The sequence below is a fragment of the Achromobacter sp. JCM 18799 genome (genome assembly GCF_055395645.1).
In genome coordinates, this window is sequence record NZ_AP043866.1 from 5,139,541 (window position 1) to 5,156,232 (window position 16,692).

General features: G+C 65.9%; 20 protein-coding genes. 4 read left to right on the top strand and 16 right to left on the bottom strand.

Annotated elements, in window-relative coordinates:
- Positions 1 to 8: 8 nt before the first annotated feature.
- Together ACZ5YA_RS24255 and dprA are read right to left on the bottom strand one after the other, a co-directional pair.
- Positions 9 to 917, bottom strand: a complete 909-nt coding sequence (locus tag ACZ5YA_RS24255) for a hydroxymethylglutaryl-CoA lyase (RefSeq protein ID WP_059378254.1) — start codon at positions 915 to 917, stop codon at positions 9 to 11.
- A gap of 112 nt (positions 918 to 1,029) precedes the next feature.
- Complete coding sequence (dprA, locus tag ACZ5YA_RS24260; RefSeq protein WP_251878208.1) at positions 1,030 to 2,142, bottom strand: DNA-processing protein DprA; 1,113 nt, start codon at positions 2,140 to 2,142, stop codon at positions 1,030 to 1,032.
- Positions 2,143 to 2,359: 217 nt separating this feature from the next.
- On the opposite strand from dprA, the gene def reads away from it, so the two are divergent.
- Together def and fmt are read left to right on the top strand one after the other, a co-directional pair.
- On the top strand, positions 2,360 to 2,872 hold the full coding sequence (def, locus tag ACZ5YA_RS24265) for a peptide deformylase (protein WP_059378250.1): 513 nt from the start codon (positions 2,360 to 2,362) through the stop codon (positions 2,870 to 2,872).
- Positions 2,873 to 3,042: 170 nt separating this feature from the next.
- On the top strand, positions 3,043 to 3,984 hold the full coding sequence (gene fmt / locus ACZ5YA_RS24270) for a methionyl-tRNA formyltransferase (protein WP_059378248.1): 942 nt from the start codon (positions 3,043 to 3,045) through the stop codon (positions 3,982 to 3,984).
- A gap of 34 nt (positions 3,985 to 4,018) precedes the next feature.
- Here fmt and ACZ5YA_RS24275 read toward each other — a convergent pair whose 3' ends face one another.
- The 4 genes from ACZ5YA_RS24275 to ACZ5YA_RS24290 are packed head-to-tail and all read right to left on the bottom strand — an operon-like array spanning position 4,019 to position 6,531.
- Complete coding sequence (locus tag ACZ5YA_RS24275; protein ID WP_059378245.1) at positions 4,019 to 4,645, bottom strand: pyridoxamine 5'-phosphate oxidase family protein; 627 nt, start codon at positions 4,643 to 4,645, stop codon at positions 4,019 to 4,021.
- Positions 4,646 to 4,663: 18 nt separating this feature from the next.
- Positions 4,664 to 5,290, bottom strand: a complete 627-nt coding sequence (locus tag ACZ5YA_RS24280) for an HAD hydrolase-like protein (protein ID WP_059378241.1) — start codon at positions 5,288 to 5,290, stop codon at positions 4,664 to 4,666.
- Positions 5,291 to 5,339: 49 nt separating this feature from the next.
- Positions 5,340 to 5,906 carry a hypothetical protein gene (locus tag ACZ5YA_RS24285; RefSeq protein WP_118933583.1) on the bottom strand — a complete coding sequence of 189 codons (567 nt, stop codon included), beginning with the start codon at positions 5,904 to 5,906 and terminating at the stop codon, positions 5,340 to 5,342.
- A gap of 37 nt (positions 5,907 to 5,943) precedes the next feature.
- The gene (locus ACZ5YA_RS24290) at positions 5,944 to 6,531 is read right to left on the bottom strand and encodes an LOG family protein (RefSeq protein WP_059378237.1); all 588 of its coding nucleotides are present in this window, start codon (positions 6,529 to 6,531) and stop codon (positions 5,944 to 5,946) included.
- A gap of 220 nt (positions 6,532 to 6,751) precedes the next feature.
- Here ACZ5YA_RS24290 and ACZ5YA_RS24295 point away from each other — a divergent pair, with 220 nt between their 5' ends.
- Positions 6,752 to 7,312: a ferritin-like domain-containing protein gene (locus tag ACZ5YA_RS24295; protein WP_059378234.1), complete on the top strand. Its 561-nt coding sequence runs from the start codon at positions 6,752 to 6,754 to the stop codon at positions 7,310 to 7,312.
- Here ACZ5YA_RS24295 and ACZ5YA_RS24300 read toward each other — a convergent pair.
- Positions 7,309 to 7,704 (bottom strand): winged helix-turn-helix transcriptional regulator, encoded by a 396-nt coding sequence (locus tag ACZ5YA_RS24300; RefSeq protein ID WP_059378232.1) that lies wholly within the window; start codon positions 7,702 to 7,704, stop codon positions 7,309 to 7,311. The two genes, ACZ5YA_RS24295 and ACZ5YA_RS24300, sit on opposite strands and share 4 nt — an antisense overlap.
- 81 nt (positions 7,705 to 7,785) lie before the next feature.
- Between ACZ5YA_RS24300 and ACZ5YA_RS24305 the strand changes: the two genes are divergently transcribed.
- On the top strand, positions 7,786 to 8,103 hold the full coding sequence (locus ACZ5YA_RS24305; RefSeq protein WP_059378230.1) for a DMT family transporter: 318 nt from the start codon (positions 7,786 to 7,788) through the stop codon (positions 8,101 to 8,103).
- 37 nt (positions 8,104 to 8,140) lie between these two features.
- Here the strand turns inward: ACZ5YA_RS24305 and rimO are convergent, their stop codons facing one another.
- The 9 genes from rimO to ACZ5YA_RS24350 all read right to left on the bottom strand — a co-directional run bounded on the left by rimO (position 8,141) and on the right by ACZ5YA_RS24350 (position 16,690).
- The gene (gene rimO, locus ACZ5YA_RS24310) at positions 8,141 to 9,478 is read right to left on the bottom strand and encodes a 30S ribosomal protein S12 methylthiotransferase RimO (protein WP_059378353.1); all 1,338 of its coding nucleotides are present in this window, start codon (positions 9,476 to 9,478) and stop codon (positions 8,141 to 8,143) included.
- A gap of 179 nt (positions 9,479 to 9,657) precedes the next feature.
- Entirely contained in the window at positions 9,658 to 9,915 is a 258-nt protein-coding gene (locus ACZ5YA_RS24315; protein ID WP_059378228.1) for a helix-turn-helix domain-containing protein, read from the bottom strand.
- Positions 9,916 to 10,102: 187 nt separating this feature from the next.
- Positions 10,103 to 10,660 carry a cob(I)yrinic acid a,c-diamide adenosyltransferase gene (locus ACZ5YA_RS24320; RefSeq protein ID WP_118933581.1) on the bottom strand — a complete coding sequence of 186 codons (558 nt, stop codon included), beginning with the start codon at positions 10,658 to 10,660 and terminating at the stop codon, positions 10,103 to 10,105.
- Positions 10,661 to 10,726: 66 nt separating this feature from the next.
- A complete protein-coding gene (locus ACZ5YA_RS24325; RefSeq protein ID WP_118933580.1) occupies positions 10,727 to 11,479 on the bottom strand; it encodes an SDR family oxidoreductase in 753 nt (250 codons plus the stop codon).
- Between the two features lie 11 nt (positions 11,480 to 11,490).
- Positions 11,491 to 12,924: an aldehyde dehydrogenase family protein gene (locus tag ACZ5YA_RS24330; protein ID WP_251878202.1), complete on the bottom strand. Its 1,434-nt coding sequence runs from the start codon at positions 12,922 to 12,924 to the stop codon at positions 11,491 to 11,493.
- Positions 12,925 to 12,992: 68 nt separating this feature from the next.
- The gene (locus ACZ5YA_RS24335; RefSeq protein WP_464091332.1) at positions 12,993 to 14,069 is read right to left on the bottom strand and encodes an isopenicillin N synthase family dioxygenase; all 1,077 of its coding nucleotides are present in this window, start codon (positions 14,067 to 14,069) and stop codon (positions 12,993 to 12,995) included.
- A 72-nt stretch (positions 14,070 to 14,141) separates the two neighbouring features.
- Complete coding sequence (locus ACZ5YA_RS24340) at positions 14,142 to 15,383, bottom strand: ABC transporter substrate-binding protein (RefSeq protein WP_464091333.1); 1,242 nt, start codon at positions 15,381 to 15,383, stop codon at positions 14,142 to 14,144.
- Complete coding sequence (locus ACZ5YA_RS24345) at positions 15,380 to 15,721, bottom strand: hypothetical protein (RefSeq protein ID WP_464091334.1); 342 nt, start codon at positions 15,719 to 15,721, stop codon at positions 15,380 to 15,382. The genes ACZ5YA_RS24340 and ACZ5YA_RS24345 overlap by 4 nt, the downstream gene beginning before the upstream one ends.
- Positions 15,722 to 15,724: 3 nt before the next feature.
- The gene (locus tag ACZ5YA_RS24350) at positions 15,725 to 16,690 is read right to left on the bottom strand and encodes a Bug family tripartite tricarboxylate transporter substrate binding protein (protein ID WP_464091335.1); all 966 of its coding nucleotides are present in this window, start codon (positions 16,688 to 16,690) and stop codon (positions 15,725 to 15,727) included.
- Positions 16,691 to 16,692: the final 2 nt, after the last annotated feature.

Consider the following 16,692-nt stretch of genomic DNA (forward strand, 5'->3'; position numbering starts at 1 on the left):
GCGGTCCGTCATGCCGCCCGTTTGGCGGCAATGGCGTTGCCCGCGCGGCTTGCGCCCTTGCGGTTCAGGTGGGCCGACATCCATTGGCCGATGTCGACCACGGCGTCGAAGTCCACGCCGGTGTCGATGTCCAGGCCGCGCAGCATGTACAGCACGTCTTCGGTGGCGACGTTGCCGGTGGCGCCCTTGGCGTAGGGGCAGCCGCCCAGGCCGGCCACTGAAGTGTGGAAAATCGAGATGCCGGTTTCCAGCGCCGCCAGGATGTTGGCCAAGGCCTGCCCGTAGGTGTCATGGAAGTGGCCGGAGATGCGGGCCGGGTCGGCCACGCGCGTCACTGCGCTCATCACTTCGCGCACGCGCTTGGGCGTGCCCACGCCGATGGTGTCTGCCACGTCGATCTCGTCGACCTGCATCGCCAGATAGCGCTGCGCCACATCCACGACCGCTTCCACCGGCACTTCGCCCTGGTAGGGACAGCCCAGCGCGCAGCTGATGCTGCCGCGCACGCGGATACCGGCGGCGCGTGCGGCCTGCACCACGGGTTCGAAGCGCGCGATCGATTCGGCGATGGAACAGTTGATGTTCTTTTGCGAGAAGGCTTCGCTGGCCGCGCCGAAGATCACGATTTCATCGGCGCCGGCGGCCAGCGCGCCCTCGAAGCCCTTCATGTTGGGCGTCAGCACGGAATAGATGGTGCCGGGACGGCGCTCGATGCGGGCCATCACTTCGGCGCCGTCGGCCATTTGCGGCACCCATTTGGGCGACACGAACGAGGCGGCTTCCACATTGGGGAAACCGGCGGCGGATAAGCGGTTGACCAATTCCACCTTGATGTCGGTGGGGACGAATTCTTTTTCGTTCTGCAGGCCATCGCGGGGCGACACCTCGACGATCTTCACGCGGGAGGGCAAAGCCATGTTTGTTCCTGTCTCGGGATGGGGTAAGCGGCGCGGCAGGGCGGCGCTATCTGCCCAATATTAGCGCCATAGCGCCGACCCTGTTTTGCAGGGAGGTCCAGGGGGAACAACCCTATTTCATGCGCTGGTAACGGCCATCGTCGAGCCGGACGATGCGGCCTTGCAGCTCCAGTTCGACCAACTGCGTCTGCAGGTCGGCGGTGTCCATTCCACTGCGGGCCTGGATCGCATCCAGGTGCAGCGGATCGTAGCCCAGCGCGTCCAGCACCGGGTGGTCGGGCAAGGCCTCCGCGGCGGCGGGCTGGGCGCGCGCGGCCGGCGTGGGGTCGCCGCCCAATTCGTCGGTGATGTCGCGGGCGGTTTCCACGAGCTTGGCGCCCTGGCGGATCAGCGCATGGCAGCCGCGCGAAAGCGGCGAATGGATGGATCCGGGAATGGCGAAGACCTCGCGCCCGCCTTCCGCGGCAAGCCTGGCCGTGATCAGCGATCCGCTCTGGCGGGCGGCTTCCACCACCAGCACGCCGCGCGCCAACCCGGCCACGATGCGGTTGCGCTTGGGGAAGTGCTGCGGCAGCGCGCCCGTGCCCAGCGGCAGTTCCGATACCAGCGCGCCGTGCGCCGCGATGCGGTGCGCCAGGTCGCGATGCTTGGCGGGGTAGATGCGGTCTATGCCGGTGCCCATGACGGCCACCGTGCCGGCGCCATCGGGGCCGGCGTCCAGCGCGCCTTCATGGGCGGCGCCGTCGATACCTAGCGCCAGCCCGCTGACGACGCGCCAGCCATGCCCGGCCAGATGCCGCGCAAAGGCGCGGGCGTTTTCCTGGCCGCCGGGCGTGGCGTTGCGCGCGCCCACCACGGCCAGCGACGGCCCCTGCAGGAAAGCGGGGTCGCCCGCCACATAGAGCAGGATGGGCGGGTCGGCGATGGTCAGCAGGCTTTGCGGATAGGTGGGATCGGCCAGCGTCAGGATGTGCCGGCCGGGCGCGGCCACCCATTCCAGCGCGCTTTCGACCTGCGCCGCCATCTCTGGCGGCATCGGGGCGGCCAGCTGCCGCGCCAGCGCTTCGGGCAGATGACGCGACAGAGCCGCGGCGCGCTGGGCGTAGATCTGTTCCGGCAGGCCGAGCGCGCCGAGCAGGGTGCAGGCGGTGGCGGAGCCGATGTTCGGTTCCAGGGACAGGCGCAGCCAGGCGGCCAGTTCGGAAGGGGATTGCGTAAGCGGCATCGTGCGGGGCGCGTAAGGGCGTCGGTGGTGCGAGAGTGTCGCATGCGGGGCGTTGGGCCGCGGGCCGGGGCGGATTGATTTGCGGCGTGGCGCGGCCAGGAAACTCCCGGGCACATGGCAATCCTGCCAATCCCGGGATTAGCCGAAAACTATTAGAAATCAAGAGTCTAATGAATTAAACTCTTATGTAAACCTGACTACTGGCATTTCCCCCGCAATGGCTTTACTTCCTATTCTTCGCTACCCGGACCCGCGCCTGCACAAAAAGGCCAAGCCGGTCGCCGAGGTCGACGACCGCATCCGCCAACTGGTGCGCGACATGGCCGAAACCATGTACGACGCGCCGGGCGTAGGCTTGGCCGCGACCCAGGTCGACGTGCATGAACGCGTCGTCGTGATCGATGTGTCCGAGGAAAGCAACCAGCTGCTGGTCCTGATCAATCCCGAGATCACGTGGCGCAGCGACGACTACAAGATCTACGAAGAGGGGTGCCTGTCCGTGCCCGGCGTCTATGACGACGTCGAGCGCGCCTCCCGCATCCGCTGCAAGGCGCTGGACGTGGATGGCAAGCCCTTCGAGTTCGAGGCCGACGGTCTGCTGGCCGTGTGCGTGCAGCACGAGCTCGATCATCTGGAAGGCAAGGTGTTCGTGGAATATCTGTCCAGCCTGAAGCAGAACCGCATCAAGACCAGGCTGAAAAAGGCCGAGCGCGAAGCGTTGCGAGCGTAGAGGGGCCCACCTCCTACCCGCTGCGCGGGCCCCCTAGGCGGGCCCCTCTCCAGGGGGCGGCGCAGGCGGACCGGCAAAGTCGGATCCGCGGCGCCCCGGATCGGTCAGGCCTCCTGGCTGCGGGCAACGCGATTCTTTGAACGTCCGTTCCATTCTTCTTTTCACGTCCCATGCGCCTAGTCTTTGCCGGCACGCCGGAATTCGCCCGTATCGCTTTTGACGCCCTGCGCGCCGCAGGCCATGAGATCCCGCTGGTCATGACCCAGCCCGACCGGCCTGCCGGGCGCGGGCTGAAGCTGACGCCCAGCCCCGTGAAGCAGGCGGCGCTGGACGCCGGCATCGAGGTCGCCCAGCCGCGCAGCCTGCGCCTGGACGGCCGCTATCCCGAAGAGGCCGGCGAGGCCCGGGCGCTGCTTGAGCGTGTGGCCCCCGATGTGATGGTGGTGGCCGCCTATGGCCTGATCCTGCCGCAATGGGTGCTGGACCTGCCGCGCCTGGGCTGCCTGAACATCCACGCCAGCCTGCTGCCGCGCTGGCGCGGCGCCGCGCCCATCCAGCGCGCCATCGAGGCAGGCGACGCGCAGACTGGCGTGACCATCATGCAAATGGATCAGGGCCTGGATACGGGTGACATGCTGCTTGAACGCGTCGTGCCCATCGGCGGCGACACCACGGCGGCCGAACTGCACGATGCGTTGGCGCTGGCGGGCGGCGAGGCGATCGTCGCGGCGCTGGATGCGCTGGCTCAAGGTGGACTGACGCCGCGCAAGCAGCCCGAGGCCGGCGTGACCTACGCCGCCAAGCTCGACAAGGCCGAGGGCGCGCTGGATTGCACGCAGCCGGCGGAACTGCTGGCGCGCCGCGTGCGCGCCTTCAATCCCGTGCCGGGCGCCAGCATCCGCCTGCCCGGCCTGGCAGACCCGGTGAAGGTGTGGCGCGCGCAGGCGCTGGATCAGGCCACGACGGCTGCGCCCGGCAGCGTGCTGCGGGCCGATGTCTCAGGCATCGACATCGCCACCGGCAACGGCGTGCTGCGCCTGCTGGAATTGCAGAAGGCGGGCGGCAAGCGCCAGCCCGTGGACGTGTTCGCGCGCGGCTGGCAGCCGGCCTGACAACACCGGGGCCGAGCCGCCCCGGAACTCGCTTTCAATACAAGGTGCTGGCCACGCGGGCGGGTAGATCGCGGTCGTAGGTGACGCCGTCGAACGTGCCTGCCGTCAGGTCCGACAGGATGCGGCCGGCGCTGGGCAAGGCGCTGCGCGGCACCTGGGTAGCGGGATCCCACAGCTTGGAGCGCAGCAGGGCGCGCGAACACTGGAAATACACGGTGTGCACGTCGACGACGAGCACCGAGCGCGGCAGCTTGCCGTCCATCTCGAAGCGGGCGAGCAGGGCGGGGTCCACGCTGATGCGCGCCGCGCCGTTGACGCGCAGGGTTTCGCCCACGCCAGGCACGAGGAACAGCAACGCGACCCGCGGGTCGGCCAGGATGTTGCGCAAGCTGTCGATGCGATTGTTGCCGCGGCGGTCCGGCAGCAGCAGCGTCTTTTCGTCCTCCACCACTACAAAGCCCGCGGGGTCGCCGCGCGGCGAGGCGTCCAGGCCATCGGGACCCGCGGTCGCCAGCATCGCGAACGGCGCGGCTTCGATGAAGGCGCGGTAGTGCGGATGCACATGGTCCACTTCCTTTTTGATCGAGGCTTCGCCAGGCGAGCCGTACAGCGCTTGCAGGGCGTCCGCGTCAATAACCAGGTGGGCGGGGTCGATATGCATGGCAGTGAGGTCCCAGGTTCAGGCCAGCGCGGCTGGCAGGTCGGCAACGGTCAAGAACAGCTCGTCGGGGCCGCGTTCGCGCAGCGCCTCGACATGGTTATAGCCCCAGGCGACGGAGCCCACGCGCACACCCGCCTTGCGGGCGGCGTCGATGTCGCGCATTTCGTCGCCCACCAGCAGAAAGCGCTCGGGGGCGGTGCCGTGCTGCTTGAGCAGGCGGTCGATCTTGGCGGACTTGCCGAACAGGTCGGTGCCGCATTCGTAGTTGTCGAACAGGGCGGCGGTTTCCGCGCCCAGCACGCGCTGCACGTTCTCGATGGAGTTCGAGCTGACCACCGCCAGCCGCAGCCCGCCCGCCTTCAGGCGCGCCAGCGCGTCGGGAATGCCGTCGAACAGGTGCACGCTGGGGTCGATTTCCTGCATCAGCGTGCGCACATGGGCCATGATGGCGGGCAGCTTCCACAGCGGGATGCCGAGAAACTTGAGGATCTCGGCGGCATCGCGATGGCGCAGCTGGTCGCGTTCGGAGGCGTCGATCTTGCGGAAGCCATATTTGTCGGCCACCGTATTCAGGATGGAGTTGAACCATGGCATGGTGTCCGCCAGGGTTCCATCAAAATCAAAAGCAGCGATGTCGTATTTCAAGTCGCGGATCTCTAGAGCCTGTTGATGCTGAAATGGCCGTGTACCGACCCTAGGCGCCGTTCGGATGCAGCAGATAGTGCACGACGGGAGCCAGACCTTCGAGCGGCGGCGCGCCGGCCACGACGCGGGCGGCGCTGGCCCAGGGATAGTCCAGGCCCAGCAGCCATCCGAACACCGCTTCGGTATCGTGCGCGGGCAGCGTCACCATGGTTTCGATGGTGATGACGAGGTTGCTGGCGCGATAGGGCTCGGGCTGGAATTCCCAGTCATAGCGGCCACAGCCCACGCGGACGTTACCCGTGGCCTTTTCCGTCATGCCCACGATCCAGTCGCACTGGTAGTCGGGCAGGCGCGCGCCCGCCTCGGGCCGCGCCAGGTAGAACGTGTAGACGTTGTCGTAGGTCTGGCCGAACTTGCGCACCAGCGTATCGGTGATGGCGGCCAGGCCGTGCGACTCGGGCGGAAAGGCGATGGCCTGCGTGCGCAAGGCCATCTTCAGCACGGCGTCCGGCGCGAACGCGCGCGCCATGTAGTGCGGGCGGTTCTCGTCCTTGGCGTGAAAGTAGTCGCGCAGGACGGATTCGGTACTGGCGGGAGTCAACGCATGGGTGGGCATTGCGGGGCTTCCGTTGTGGTCTGGTGAATGGATGGCCTCAGGCCTTGATCTGTTCGAACCACTTCGAGACATTGGGTGGTTCGTACATGGCGTAGCGGTCCAGCAGCAAAGCAGGGTCCTCTTCCACCACCAGCATGTCGCGATGCTGGGGGCGGATGAATTCTTCCTCGACCGCATGGTCCACGAACTGGACCAGCGCGTCGTAGTAGCCGGCAATGTTCAACAGGCCGCAGGGCTTCTGGTGCATGTTCAGCTGGGCCCAGGTCCAGACTTCAAAGAACTCTTCCAGCGTGCCCGCGCCGCCTGGCAGCGCGATGAAGCCGTCGGCCTTTTCCATCATCATGGCCTTGCGCTCGTGCATGCTCTGCACCAGGTGCAGTTCGGTCAGGCCGCGGTGCGCCTGTTCCTTCTTCATCAGCAGTTCCGGGATCACGCCGATCACGCGGCCGCCGGCGGCCAACACCTCATTGGCCACCACGCCCATGATGCCCACGACCGAGCCGCCGTACACCAGTCCCAGATCGCGCCGCACCAGTTCGCGGGCCAGCACGCGGGCCTGCTCGATGTAATCCGGCCGGGCGCCCGGGTTCGAGCCGCAATACACGCAAATGTTCTTCAGAGTCATAGATCTTCGGGTGATGCCTATCCCGTTACAGATTGCGTCACGGGTTTTCGGGAAGCCCATAGTTTACGCAAGGTTCGAAAACCGGTTTCGCCGGGCAATTTGGGGGGCGCAGGCAATGTTTGGACACAGCATGTTCCGCCACGATCGGTAGACTGGGTTGTACGGAGAGACTGGAAGCCCAGTGTGGCAGTGCTTTCACTTAACCAAGAGGAGCCACGATATGGAACAAGCAACCCGTACCCACGCGCAGGCGAGCCGCCCGTTCGACATGGACGTGAAGGCCATACGCGCCAAGGCGCGCAAGGACATCGAGTCTGGCGCCGTGACCGACACTTATCGCGCCGACCGCCAGACCGTGTTGAAGCTGCTGAATGAAGCGTTGGCTACCGAGATCGTCTGTGTGCTGCGCTACAAGCGCCATTACTTCATGGCCCGGGGACTGAACGCCGAGCCCGTGGCCGCGGAATTCGCCGAGCACGCCACGCAGGAACAGGACCATGCCGACCGGCTCTCGGAACGCATCGTGCAGCTGGGTGGCGAGCCCGACCTGTCGCCCAAGGGTCTGTTGGAGCGCAGCCATTCTGAGTACGTCGAAGGCACCTCGCTGGAGGACATGATCAAGGAGAACCTGATCGCCGAGCGCATCGCCATCGACAGCTACCGCCAGATGATCGAGTACATCGGCGAACAGGACACCACCACGCGCCGCCTGCTGGAGGAAATCCTGGCGGTGGAGGAAGAGCACGCCGACGACATGTCGGACTTCCTGGCCAAGCGCTAGCGGGCGCGGCGCGCCGCCCGGGCATCGTGGCGGCGCGCGGCCGCGTCCAGCGCCGCATGATGGGTCTCGGCCCACCGGTCCAGCGCGATCAGGGCCACGTTCAGGGACTGGCCCAGTTCGCTCAGCCGGTAGTTCACGTGAGGCGGCACGGTGCCCAGGTCCTCGCGCAGCACCAGGCCGTGGCGCTCCAGTTCCTTGAGCGTCTGCGTCATGACCTTTTGCGAAATCCCGTCCAGCCTGCGGAGCAGCTCGTTGTTGCGCATGGGGCCATGCTCCAGCGCAGGCAGGATCAGCGGCACCCATTTGCCGGCGATCAGTTCCAGGGCGCGGCGCGACGGACAGGCGGCGTCGAACACGTCGCCCGCGGGCGTGGAGGCGGATGGCTTTTTCATAGTTACCAAAAGGTGCGTACTTGTCGTACGGTAACTATAGTCTCTAAGCTAGCCGTTCCCTAGTCCTGGCAGGAGGCCGCAATGGCCTGGTTGATTCTGGTCGCCGCGAGCGCGGTGGAAATCGTGATGGCCCTGGCCTTGAAGTATGCCGATGGCTGGACGCGTTTGTGGCCCAGCGTGATCGGTATCGCGGCCGCGCTGGGTAGCGTGTTCTTGCTGACCTTGGCCATGAAGCAGCTGCCCGCAGGCACTGCCTATGCCATCTGGACCGGCATCGGGTCCGTGGGCATCACCGTGCTGGGGATCATGCTCTTCGGGGATTCGCCGTCCGCCGCCCGCCTGCTGTGCATTGCGATGATCGTGGGCGGGGTGGCTGGGCTCAAGCTGCTGGAAGCTTGAGCCCAGCACGCGGCGGGCGCCGCGCGCGGGACCGGGCTCAGATCGCGTCGGCCCAGAGGTCGTATTCGTCGGAATCGGTGACGCGCACGCGCACTAGGTCGCCCGCCTTCAGGGGCTTGTCCGAGCTGACGTAGACGCAGCCGTCGATCTCCGGCGCGTCGGCGCTGCTGCGGCCCACGGCGCCGTCTTCGTCCACTTCGTCGATCAGCACGTCGATCTCGCGGCCCACCTTCCTGGCCAGGCGGGCGCTGGAGATCGATTGCTGCAGCTCCATGAAGCGTTCCCAACGTTCCTGCTTGACCTCGTCCGGCACCGGATTGTCCAGCAGGTTCGCGGGTGCGCCTTCCACCGGCGAATACTGGAAACAGCCCACGCGGTCCAGCTGCGCTTCCTGCATCCAGTCCAGCAGGTACTGGAAGTCTTCCTCGGTTTCCCCGGGGAAGCCGACAATGAAGGTCGAGCGTATCGTCAGATCCGGGCAGATCTCGCGCCAGCGCTTGATGCGGGCCAGGGTCTTGTCCTCGAAGGCCGGGCGCTTCATGGCCTTCAGGATGCGCGGGCTGGCGTGCTGGAACGGAATGTCCAGGTAGGGCAGGATCTTGCCCTCGGCCATCAGCGGGATCACTTCGTCCACGTGCGGGTACGGATACACGTAGTGCAGGCGCGTCCACACGCCCATCTCGGACAAGGCCATACAGAGCTCGGTCATGCGGGTCTTTACCGGACGGCCGTTCCAGAAACCGCTGCGGTACTTCATGTCCACGCCATAGGCGCTGGTGTCTTGCGAGATCACCAGCAATTCCTTCACGCCCGCCTTGACCAGGCGCTCGGCTTCGCTCAGCACGTCACCCACCGGCCGGCTGACCAGGTCGCCGCGCATCGACGGGATGATGCAGAAGCTGCAGCGGTGATTACAGCCTTCCGAGATCTTCAGATAGGCGTAGTGGCGCGGCGTGAGCTTGATGCCTTGCGGCGGTACCAGGTCCAGATAGGGGTTGTGGTCCTTCTTGGGCGGCGCGGCCTGGTGCACCGCGCGCACCACCTCTTCGTATTGCTGCGGGCCGGTCACGGCCAGCACGCTGGGGTGCACGTCGCGGATCACCGATTCCTCGACGCCCATGCAGCCGGTCACGATGACCTTGCCGTTCTCGGCCAGGGCTTCGCCGATGGCCTCCAGCGATTCCGCCTTGGCGCTGTCGATGAAGCCGCAGGTATTGACCACGACCACGTCGGCATCGTTGTACTCGGGCGTGACGACGTACCCTTCGGTCCGCAGCTGGGTCAGGATGCGTTCGGAGTCGACCAGGGCTTTGGGGCAGCCCAGGGATACGAAGCCCACGCGCGGGGTTCGGCCGTCGGCGTTGGCCGCGGCGATAGTGTCGGCCAGGGCGGAGGTGGCGGACGCGTTCGCGTCAGCGCTGTTGGCCTTGCCGGGGCCCTTGCCAGGCCGGGAGGTTTCGAGGATTTCCAATGTCGTTCACCAAAAAAACGCGCGGCAAGCGTGTCGCGCGGCGGATGTGTTTTTCATGTCGGGCGAGGCCGGGGCGGCTGGCCTCAAGATTCAGCGTGTTCGTTGGCGGGCCACGGGGGCAGCTCTCGCAGGGTCTCGGGGTGCAGCATTGCTACCTGTAGCAGGGTCTTTGCCGCACCCGAGGGGGTGCGCCGTCCTTGCTCCCAATCTTGCAGCGTGCGCACGCTCACGCCCAGCAGCTCAGCGAAATCCGTTTGCGGCAGGCCCACGCGGTTGCGTGCTTCGCTGATATGCGACGCCTGCCACGGTGCGCTGCGCGCCGTCGGGGCAGCATTCTTCATGGCTCTTCAAAAGTCGGGTGGCGCCTGTGCGGCGTCCCAGGGGGTCATGCCGTCGCACCATGATGGGGGCGAAGGCGAATTTTTAATTATACGGCATTGCCGTAGGCCAGGTGCGGCAGGGCCGAGACTTGATGGACCATGGCGCACCTCCTTGCCCGGCGGTGGACACCTTCACTCTGCGAGAAGGTCAAGTCGATCGCGAATGCTGACTGCTCCAATACACATCTGACAAGCCCAGCCGCCGGTTCGCGTCGCGAGCCAGCACGAACATCAGATCCGAAAGCCGGTTGAGGTACTGGCGCACCGTCGGGTTGAGACTCCCGGTGCGCGCCAGCGCCACTACCGCGCGTTCGGCGCGGCGGCAGACGGTGCGGGCCATGTGGAATTGCGCCGATGCGCGCGAGCCGCCGGGCAGAATGAATTCCTTCAGGGGCGGCAGGGCGGCGTTATAGTGCGCCAGGCGGCGGTCCAGATGGGCGATCTGTGCCTCGTCCAGCGCGCGATGCCCGGGGATGCAGAGCTCGGCGCCCATGTCGAACAGGTCGTTCTGGATGACGTGCAGATCCGCCGCGACGTCGTCGGGCAGATTTTCGGCAAGCAATACGCCGATGACGCTATTCAGTTCGTCCACATCGCCCAAGGCGGCGATGCGAGGGGCGTCCTTGGGCGTGCGCGAGCCGTCGCCCAGTCCGGTGGTGCCGTCATCGCCGGTGCGGGTGGCGATGACGGATAAGCGGTTGGCCATGGTTTCCTTCCTGGGTCGGGCCGCGCGCGGCGCGCGCAAGCGTCTGACGGGGCCGCGCCCCTTGTCTTAGATGGAACGTCCGCCGTCGACCGGGACTTCGACGCCGGTCAGGAAGCGCGCTTCGGCGCTGGCCAGGAATACGGCCACGTTCGCCACGTCGTCGGGATCGCACATCCGGCCCAGCGGTATGGTCGACACGAAGCGGGCCCGGTTTTCGGCATTGTCGGCCACGCCCATGAAGTCGTTGAGCAGCCCAGTGGGCGCCATGACCGGCGAAATGAGATTGACGCGGATGCCGTCCGAGGCGAGTTCGGCGGCCATCGACTTGGTCATGACCCTGACCGCGCCCTTCGAACTGTTGTACCAAGTCAGGCCGGGACGCGGCCGGATGGCGCCCACCGAGCCTACATTGATGATCACGCCGTCCTTCTTCTCCCGCATCAGGGGAATGACCGCCTGTGCCATGAGATAGATCGACTTCACGTTGACCGCGAAAACGCGGTCGAAGGTCGCTTCGTCCACATCCAGCATGGGCTGGTTGCGGTGCGTGGTGCCGGCGTTGTTGATCACCACGTCGGGCGCGCCGAAACGTGCCACGCAATGGCGCACCATAGCCTGCACCTGGTCGCCGTTGCTGACGTCGCAGGCGACGGCGCTGCCGTTTTCGCCAAGCTCCTTGGCGACCCGCTGGGCGGCTTCGAGATTGAGGTCGGCGAGGACGACCTTGGCGTTTGCCTTTGCATAGGCGCGGGCGATGGCGGCACCGAAGCCGCTGCCCGCTCCCGTGACGATCGCGATCTTGTTGCTCAATCCGGACATGATGGCATTCCTTATGCGTAGTGTTGAACAATGGTCTTGGTCGTACTCATTTCTTCCAGGGCGACAAACCCCTTTTCGCGGCCGTAGCCGCTTTTCTTGACGCCGCCGAAGGGCAGTTCCACGCCGCCGCCCGCGCCGTAGCAATTGATGAATACCTGGCCGCTGGCGATACGCTGCGCCAAGCGGGACTGGCGGCTGCCGTTCTCCGTCCAGACGCCCGCGACCAGGCCGTAGTCCGTCGCATTGGCCAGCCGGACGGCGTCGTCCTCGTCGCTGAACGGCATGACTGAAAGCACCGGGCCAAAGACTTCCTGGCAGGCCAGGCGGTGTTCACGGGGGACCGGGCCGAACAAGGCCGGCTTGACGAAGTACCCGCCGGCGGGCAGGCCTGGCGCCAGGTTGCCTTGCGCAAGCATCGGCACGCCCATGGCGGTAGCCTCGGCGATGAAGGCCTGCACCTTGTCGCGTTGCCGCGCGTTGATCAGCGGACCGCAGTCCAGATCCATCTGCGGCGTGCCGGCCTTCAGCTCGGCGTAGCGGGTCGCGATGATATCGACGAAGCGGTCATGAATGCTCTGTTGCACCAACAGGCGGCTGCCGGCGGAGCAGGTCTGGCCCGCGTTCTGGACGATGGCCCGGACGATGATGGGCGCGGCCTTGGCCAGGTCCGCGTCGTCGAATACGATTTGCGGCGATTTTCCGCCCAGTTCCAACACGCAGGGCACATGGTTGCGCGCGGTGGCTTGCTGGACCTGGATGCCGACTTCCGGGGACCCGGTGAAGGTCGCGAAGTTGATGCCGGGGTGCGCGGTCAGCGCCGCGCCGGCTTCCGCGCCATAGCCCGTCACGATGTTGAGCGCGCCAGGCGGAAGGCCGGCTTGCAGCGCCAGCTCGCCCAGCTTCAGGACGGTCAGGCAGGCATCCTCGGAGGGTTTGACCACCGCCGCGTTGCCCATGGCCAAGGCCGGCGCCAGCGTGCGTCCCATCATTTGCGCGGGATAGTTCCAGGGAATGATGTGGGCCGTGACGCCATGCGGAATGCGGACCACGCTGACGTTGTAGCCGGACAGGTAAGGAATGGTCTGCCCGTGTACCTTGTCGGCCGCGCCGCCGTAGAACTCGAAGTAGCGGGCCACGGCCCCGGCGTCCGCGCGCGCCACGGACATGGGCTTGCCGGTGTCGCGCGCTTCCAGGTCGGCCAGTTCTTCGCCATGGTCCAGGATGAGTTGGCCCAGGCGTTGCAGGATCCGGCCGCGTTCGGTCGCCGTCATGCTGCCCCAGGCGCCTTCCACCGCCCGCCGCGCCGCCGCGACCGCCAGGTCCACGTCCGCCGCCCGGCCGCGCGCGATCCGCGTGAAGGCCTCCCCGCTGCAGGGATCGATGACATCTATTGTTTCGCCGTCGAGCGCATCGACCCACCGGCCGTCGATCAACAATTTGTTCACGCGCCGCTCCTTGATGTTGAGACGGCGGCAGCGGCCTCGAAGGCGCTGCCGCCCGCAGCCGCACGCCGTCAGGCTTGCGAACGGATGCCTTCGGGCTCGACTTCGCTCATGAACTTGGGATCGTTGTAGTGGTACAGATCGTCCAGGTAGGGCACGAAGAAGTCGTAGAAGGAGCGGGAGTCGTACTTGGCCTTTTCGCCCGGTTTGACACAGGCCGGGATGGGGCCGACGTTGGCGTCGTCGTCGGGGTAGAAGAAGAACGTGAGCGCGTAGCGCTTCATCGGCGGATTGACCACGCGGTGCGGGGTGGCGATGAAGCGGTCATTGGACAGGCGGTTGAGGACCTGGCCGGTGTTCACGATCAGCGCGTCCTTGACGTAGGTCACGTTGAGCCATTCCTTGGAAGGCGTCATGACCTGCAGGCCCGGCACCGGCGTCATCGGCAGCAGCGTCAGGAAGCTGCCGTCGGAGTGCGGGGCCAGGGCGTACTGGCCTTCCTCCATTCGTTCTTCCGGATGGTAGTAAGCGCAGCGCTGGTAGTACTCGGGTGCCTTGAACATGTCGTTGAAATACTCGGCCGGGAGATCCAGCGCCCGCGCATAGATCGGCAGCAGCTTGGTCGCGAGCGCCTCCATGGAGGTCTGGTAGGTGAACAGCGTCTTGCGGAATTCCGGCAGGCTTTCGGGCCATTGGTTCAGGCCGCGGTGCCGCACATTGGCGACGACCTTGGGATCGTCGGCCGTGCGGTTGCGCATGAAGAGCCACGCGGCATTGGTGTCCTTCTTGGTATTGAGCGCGATCTTCTCTTTGATGGCGGTCGATTGCAGGATCGATGCCTTGGGCGGCAGATAGCCCTGGTGGTGGAAGCCGACCCGGTGCCTGAGCTTTTCTTCCATCGGGATCTCGAAGAGCTGGGCGGTCTGGCGGAATGATTCGTCGATGAGTTCCTGCGGAATGCCATGGTTGACGATGGCGAAGAAGCCCAGGTTTTCCTGGATCCAACGCACGTCGGCCGCCAACTGTTCGAGCGCGCCGGGTTCGCCGGCCAGATAGGGGCCGACGTCGAGAATTGGCAGGCCCTTACCGCTTTCGATGGCTTGCTTGACGTTTTCCGAAGCGCTTACCTGATTCACTGAAGTAGTCATGATCCATGTCTCCTTGATGTATTGGTAGTTACCAAACCACTCTGGTCTTCAAACACTCGGACGGCGTTTTCATCAGTTCCAGAACTTGCACTTGGATTCCGCCTTGGAGGCAAACGCCTGCTCTCCGGGAATCATCTGCACCTGCTTGTAATAGTCCCAAGGCCCCTTGGATTCGGCCGGGCTCTTGATTTCCATGAGCCGCAGATCGTGGACCATGCGGCCGTCCTCCCGGATGTAGCCGTTTTGCGTGTACATGTCGTTGATTTTCTCTTTCCGCATCTGCGCCATCACGTCCTCGGCCTGGCTGGTCGCCGCGTGCTGGACAGCCTGCAGATAGTGCAGCGTGGCCGAGTAGCTGGCTGCCTGCATGCTGGTGGGCATCTTGTTCATCTTCTGCTGGAAGCGGGCGGCCCAGGCGCGCGATTTGTCGTCCGAGTCCCAGTACCAGGCTTCGGTCAGGTTGATGCCGCGGGTCTGCTCCAGCCCCAGCGCATGCACGTCGGTGATGAACAGCATCAAACCCGCCAGTTTCATCGACGAAGAGAGGCCGAACTCGCTCGCGGCCTTGACGGAGTTGATGGTGTCGGCGCCGCCGTTGGCCAGTCCCAGGACTTGCGCGCCCGAGGCTTTGGCCTGCAACAGGAAGGACGAGAAATCGGGGGTGGACAGGGGATGGCGCACGCTGCCCAGCACGCTGCCGCCATTGGCCTTGACGACCTCCGTGGTCTCTTTCTCCAGCGACTTGCCGAAGGCGTAGTCGACGGTCAGGAAGTACCAGGTCTTGCCGCCTTGCCGCGTCATGGCGGTGCCGGTGCCGCGGGCCAGGGCCACCGTGTCATAGAGGTAGTGGACCGTGTACGGCGAGCATTCCTCGTTGGTCAGCTGGGCGGCGACGCCGCCCGTGACGATGACGATCTTCCTTTTCTCCGCCGCGACCGTGGCGATGGCCAGGCTGGTGCCCGAGCTGGGGCCGCTGATGATCATGTCCACCCCTTGGGTGTCGAACCAGCCGCGCGCCGCGGTCGCCGCGACGTCGGGCTTGGCCGAATGATTGGACGTGACGACCTCGATCTTCTTGCCGTGGACCTGGCCGCCGAAATCGGCAATGGCCATCCTGACCGCCTCGGTGATGCCGGCGCCGCCCATGTCCGAATAGATGCCCGACATGTCGGCCAGCACGCCGATCTTGATGACGTCGCCGCTTGCCAGGGCCCAGGCGGGGGCACAGGACGCGAGGCAGAACAGGGACGCCATGACGCGGCGGCCTGGCGACGGAAGCTTGCGCAACGAACAGCGATAGGAAGAAGTTCTCATGCCTGTCTCCTGGGGTTCGGTTCCGCCGGCGTTGTGCCGCCGGTCGGCTGGTCCGTCGCGCCGCGGCGCAGCGTCAGGACCTTCTGCAACTGCGTCGGGTCCGCCAAATTGCTTGCTACCGCAAGGCAGTAATCCCACAGCGTCTCGTCGACGTTGGCGCCCAGCTGTACCGCGTTCGCCAGCCGCAGGACGGCCAGGCGGTCATGCTTGAATCTCACACTGCGTTGCAACAGCGATAGCGCGGCCGAACGCGCGTCCTGCCGCTGCGCGGTCGATGCCTGGGCATGCGCTCCCAGGCGCTGCGTCTTCTTCAACGACCGGATCAGCGCGCGCGACATGGATCAATCCACTTGCGCGCCGGAGGCGTGCACCACTTCGCCCCACTTCAGGGCATCGACCCGCAGGATCTCCGCGAACTCATCCGGCTGCGTGATGTAGGGTTCGGCGCCCTGCGCTGCGAAGCTGGCCGCGACTTCCGGCGTGCGCAGGATGTCGTTCACGTCGCTATTGATCTTTTGGATCAACGCGGGGGGCGTGCGTCCGGGGGCCATGAGGCCGAACCACGGATTGACGTCGAAGTCCTTGAACCCGGCCTGCGCGATGGTTGGAATGCTGTCGAATGCGGCGGCGGGGCGCGCGCTGGTGACGGCAATCGGATAAAGGGTGGCACTCTTGAGGGCGCCGATGACGGAGGGCAGGCTGGTGAACACCACCTGGATCCGTCCTCCCATCAAGTCCTGCAGCGCCGGCGCCGCGCCCCGGTAGGGAATGTGCGTGAGCTTGACGCCGGTGGCGGCGTTGAACATCTCCCCCAGCAGGTGATTGACGGAGCCATTGCCGGCCGAGCCGTAGGTGATGTGCGACGTGCGCGCGGCAGCCACGACCGCGGCAACGGTCTTGAACGGCGAGTCCGCCCGGGTCACCATCACGAAGGGCAGGGTGGCCAGCGTGGCGACCGGCGCGAAATCCCCGACAGGATCAAAGGAAAGCTTGCGGTACAGCGCGCCGTTGATGGCTTGGGTGCCGACGTAGCTCATCAGCAGGGTGTAGCCGTCGGGCGCGGCGCGCACGACCAGTTCCATACCCACATTGCCGCCCGCGCCGGCGTGGTTTTCCACCACTACTGGTTGGCCCCATTTGGCCGTGAGCTTCTGGCCGATGATGCGGGCCAGCACATCGGAGGCGCCGCCCGGCGTCTGCGGGACGATGATCCTGACAGGCTTGTCTGGAAATGCGGCGTCCGCGCCTGCAGCCGGCGCGGCGATGCAGACGGCGGTCAACAGCGATGCGAACAGGCGTGTGAGCATGA

What these genes read in the sequence shown, in the direction of transcription:
- ACZ5YA_RS24255 (WP_059378254.1), bottom strand. Translation starts at nt 917, where the DNA reads ATGGCTTTGCCCTCCCGCGTGAAGATCGTCGAGGTGTCGCCCCGCGAT.
- dprA (WP_251878208.1), bottom strand. Translation starts at nt 2,142, where the DNA reads ATGCCGCTTACGCAATCCCCTTCCGAACTGGCCGCCTGGCTGCGCCTG.
- def (WP_059378250.1), top strand. Translation starts at nt 2,360, where the DNA reads ATGGCTTTACTTCCTATTCTTCGCTACCCGGACCCGCGCCTGCACAAA.
- fmt (WP_059378248.1), top strand. Translation starts at nt 3,043, where the DNA reads ATGCGCCTAGTCTTTGCCGGCACGCCGGAATTCGCCCGTATCGCTTTT.
- ACZ5YA_RS24275 (WP_059378245.1), bottom strand. Translation starts at nt 4,645, where the DNA reads ATGCATATCGACCCCGCCCACCTGGTTATTGACGCGGACGCCCTGCAA.
- ACZ5YA_RS24285 (WP_118933583.1), bottom strand. Translation starts at nt 5,906, where the DNA reads ATGCCCACCCATGCGTTGACTCCCGCCAGTACCGAATCCGTCCTGCGC.
- ACZ5YA_RS24290 (WP_059378237.1), bottom strand. Translation starts at nt 6,531, where the DNA reads ATGACTCTGAAGAACATTTGCGTGTATTGCGGCTCGAACCCGGGCGCC.
- ACZ5YA_RS24295 (WP_059378234.1), top strand. Translation starts at nt 6,752, where the DNA reads ATGGAACAAGCAACCCGTACCCACGCGCAGGCGAGCCGCCCGTTCGAC.
- ACZ5YA_RS24300 (WP_059378232.1), bottom strand. Translation starts at nt 7,704, where the DNA reads ATGAAAAAGCCATCCGCCTCCACGCCCGCGGGCGACGTGTTCGACGCC.
- ACZ5YA_RS24305 (WP_059378230.1), top strand. Translation starts at nt 7,786, where the DNA reads ATGGCCTGGTTGATTCTGGTCGCCGCGAGCGCGGTGGAAATCGTGATG.
- ACZ5YA_RS24315 (WP_059378228.1), bottom strand. Translation starts at nt 9,915, where the DNA reads ATGAAGAATGCTGCCCCGACGGCGCGCAGCGCACCGTGGCAGGCGTCG.
- ACZ5YA_RS24320 (WP_118933581.1), bottom strand. Translation starts at nt 10,660, where the DNA reads ATGGCCAACCGCTTATCCGTCATCGCCACCCGCACCGGCGATGACGGC.
- ACZ5YA_RS24325 (WP_118933580.1), bottom strand. Translation starts at nt 11,479, where the DNA reads ATGTCCGGATTGAGCAACAAGATCGCGATCGTCACGGGAGCGGGCAGC.
- ACZ5YA_RS24335 (WP_464091332.1), bottom strand. Translation starts at nt 14,069, where the DNA reads ATGACTACTTCAGTGAATCAGGTAAGCGCTTCGGAAAACGTCAAGCAA.
- ACZ5YA_RS24340 (WP_464091333.1), bottom strand. Translation starts at nt 15,383, where the DNA reads ATGAGAACTTCTTCCTATCGCTGTTCGTTGCGCAAGCTTCCGTCGCCA.
- ACZ5YA_RS24345 (WP_464091334.1), bottom strand. Translation starts at nt 15,721, where the DNA reads ATGTCGCGCGCGCTGATCCGGTCGTTGAAGAAGACGCAGCGCCTGGGA.
- ACZ5YA_RS24350 (WP_464091335.1), bottom strand. Translation starts at nt 16,690, where the DNA reads ATGCTCACACGCCTGTTCGCATCGCTGTTGACCGCCGTCTGCATCGCC.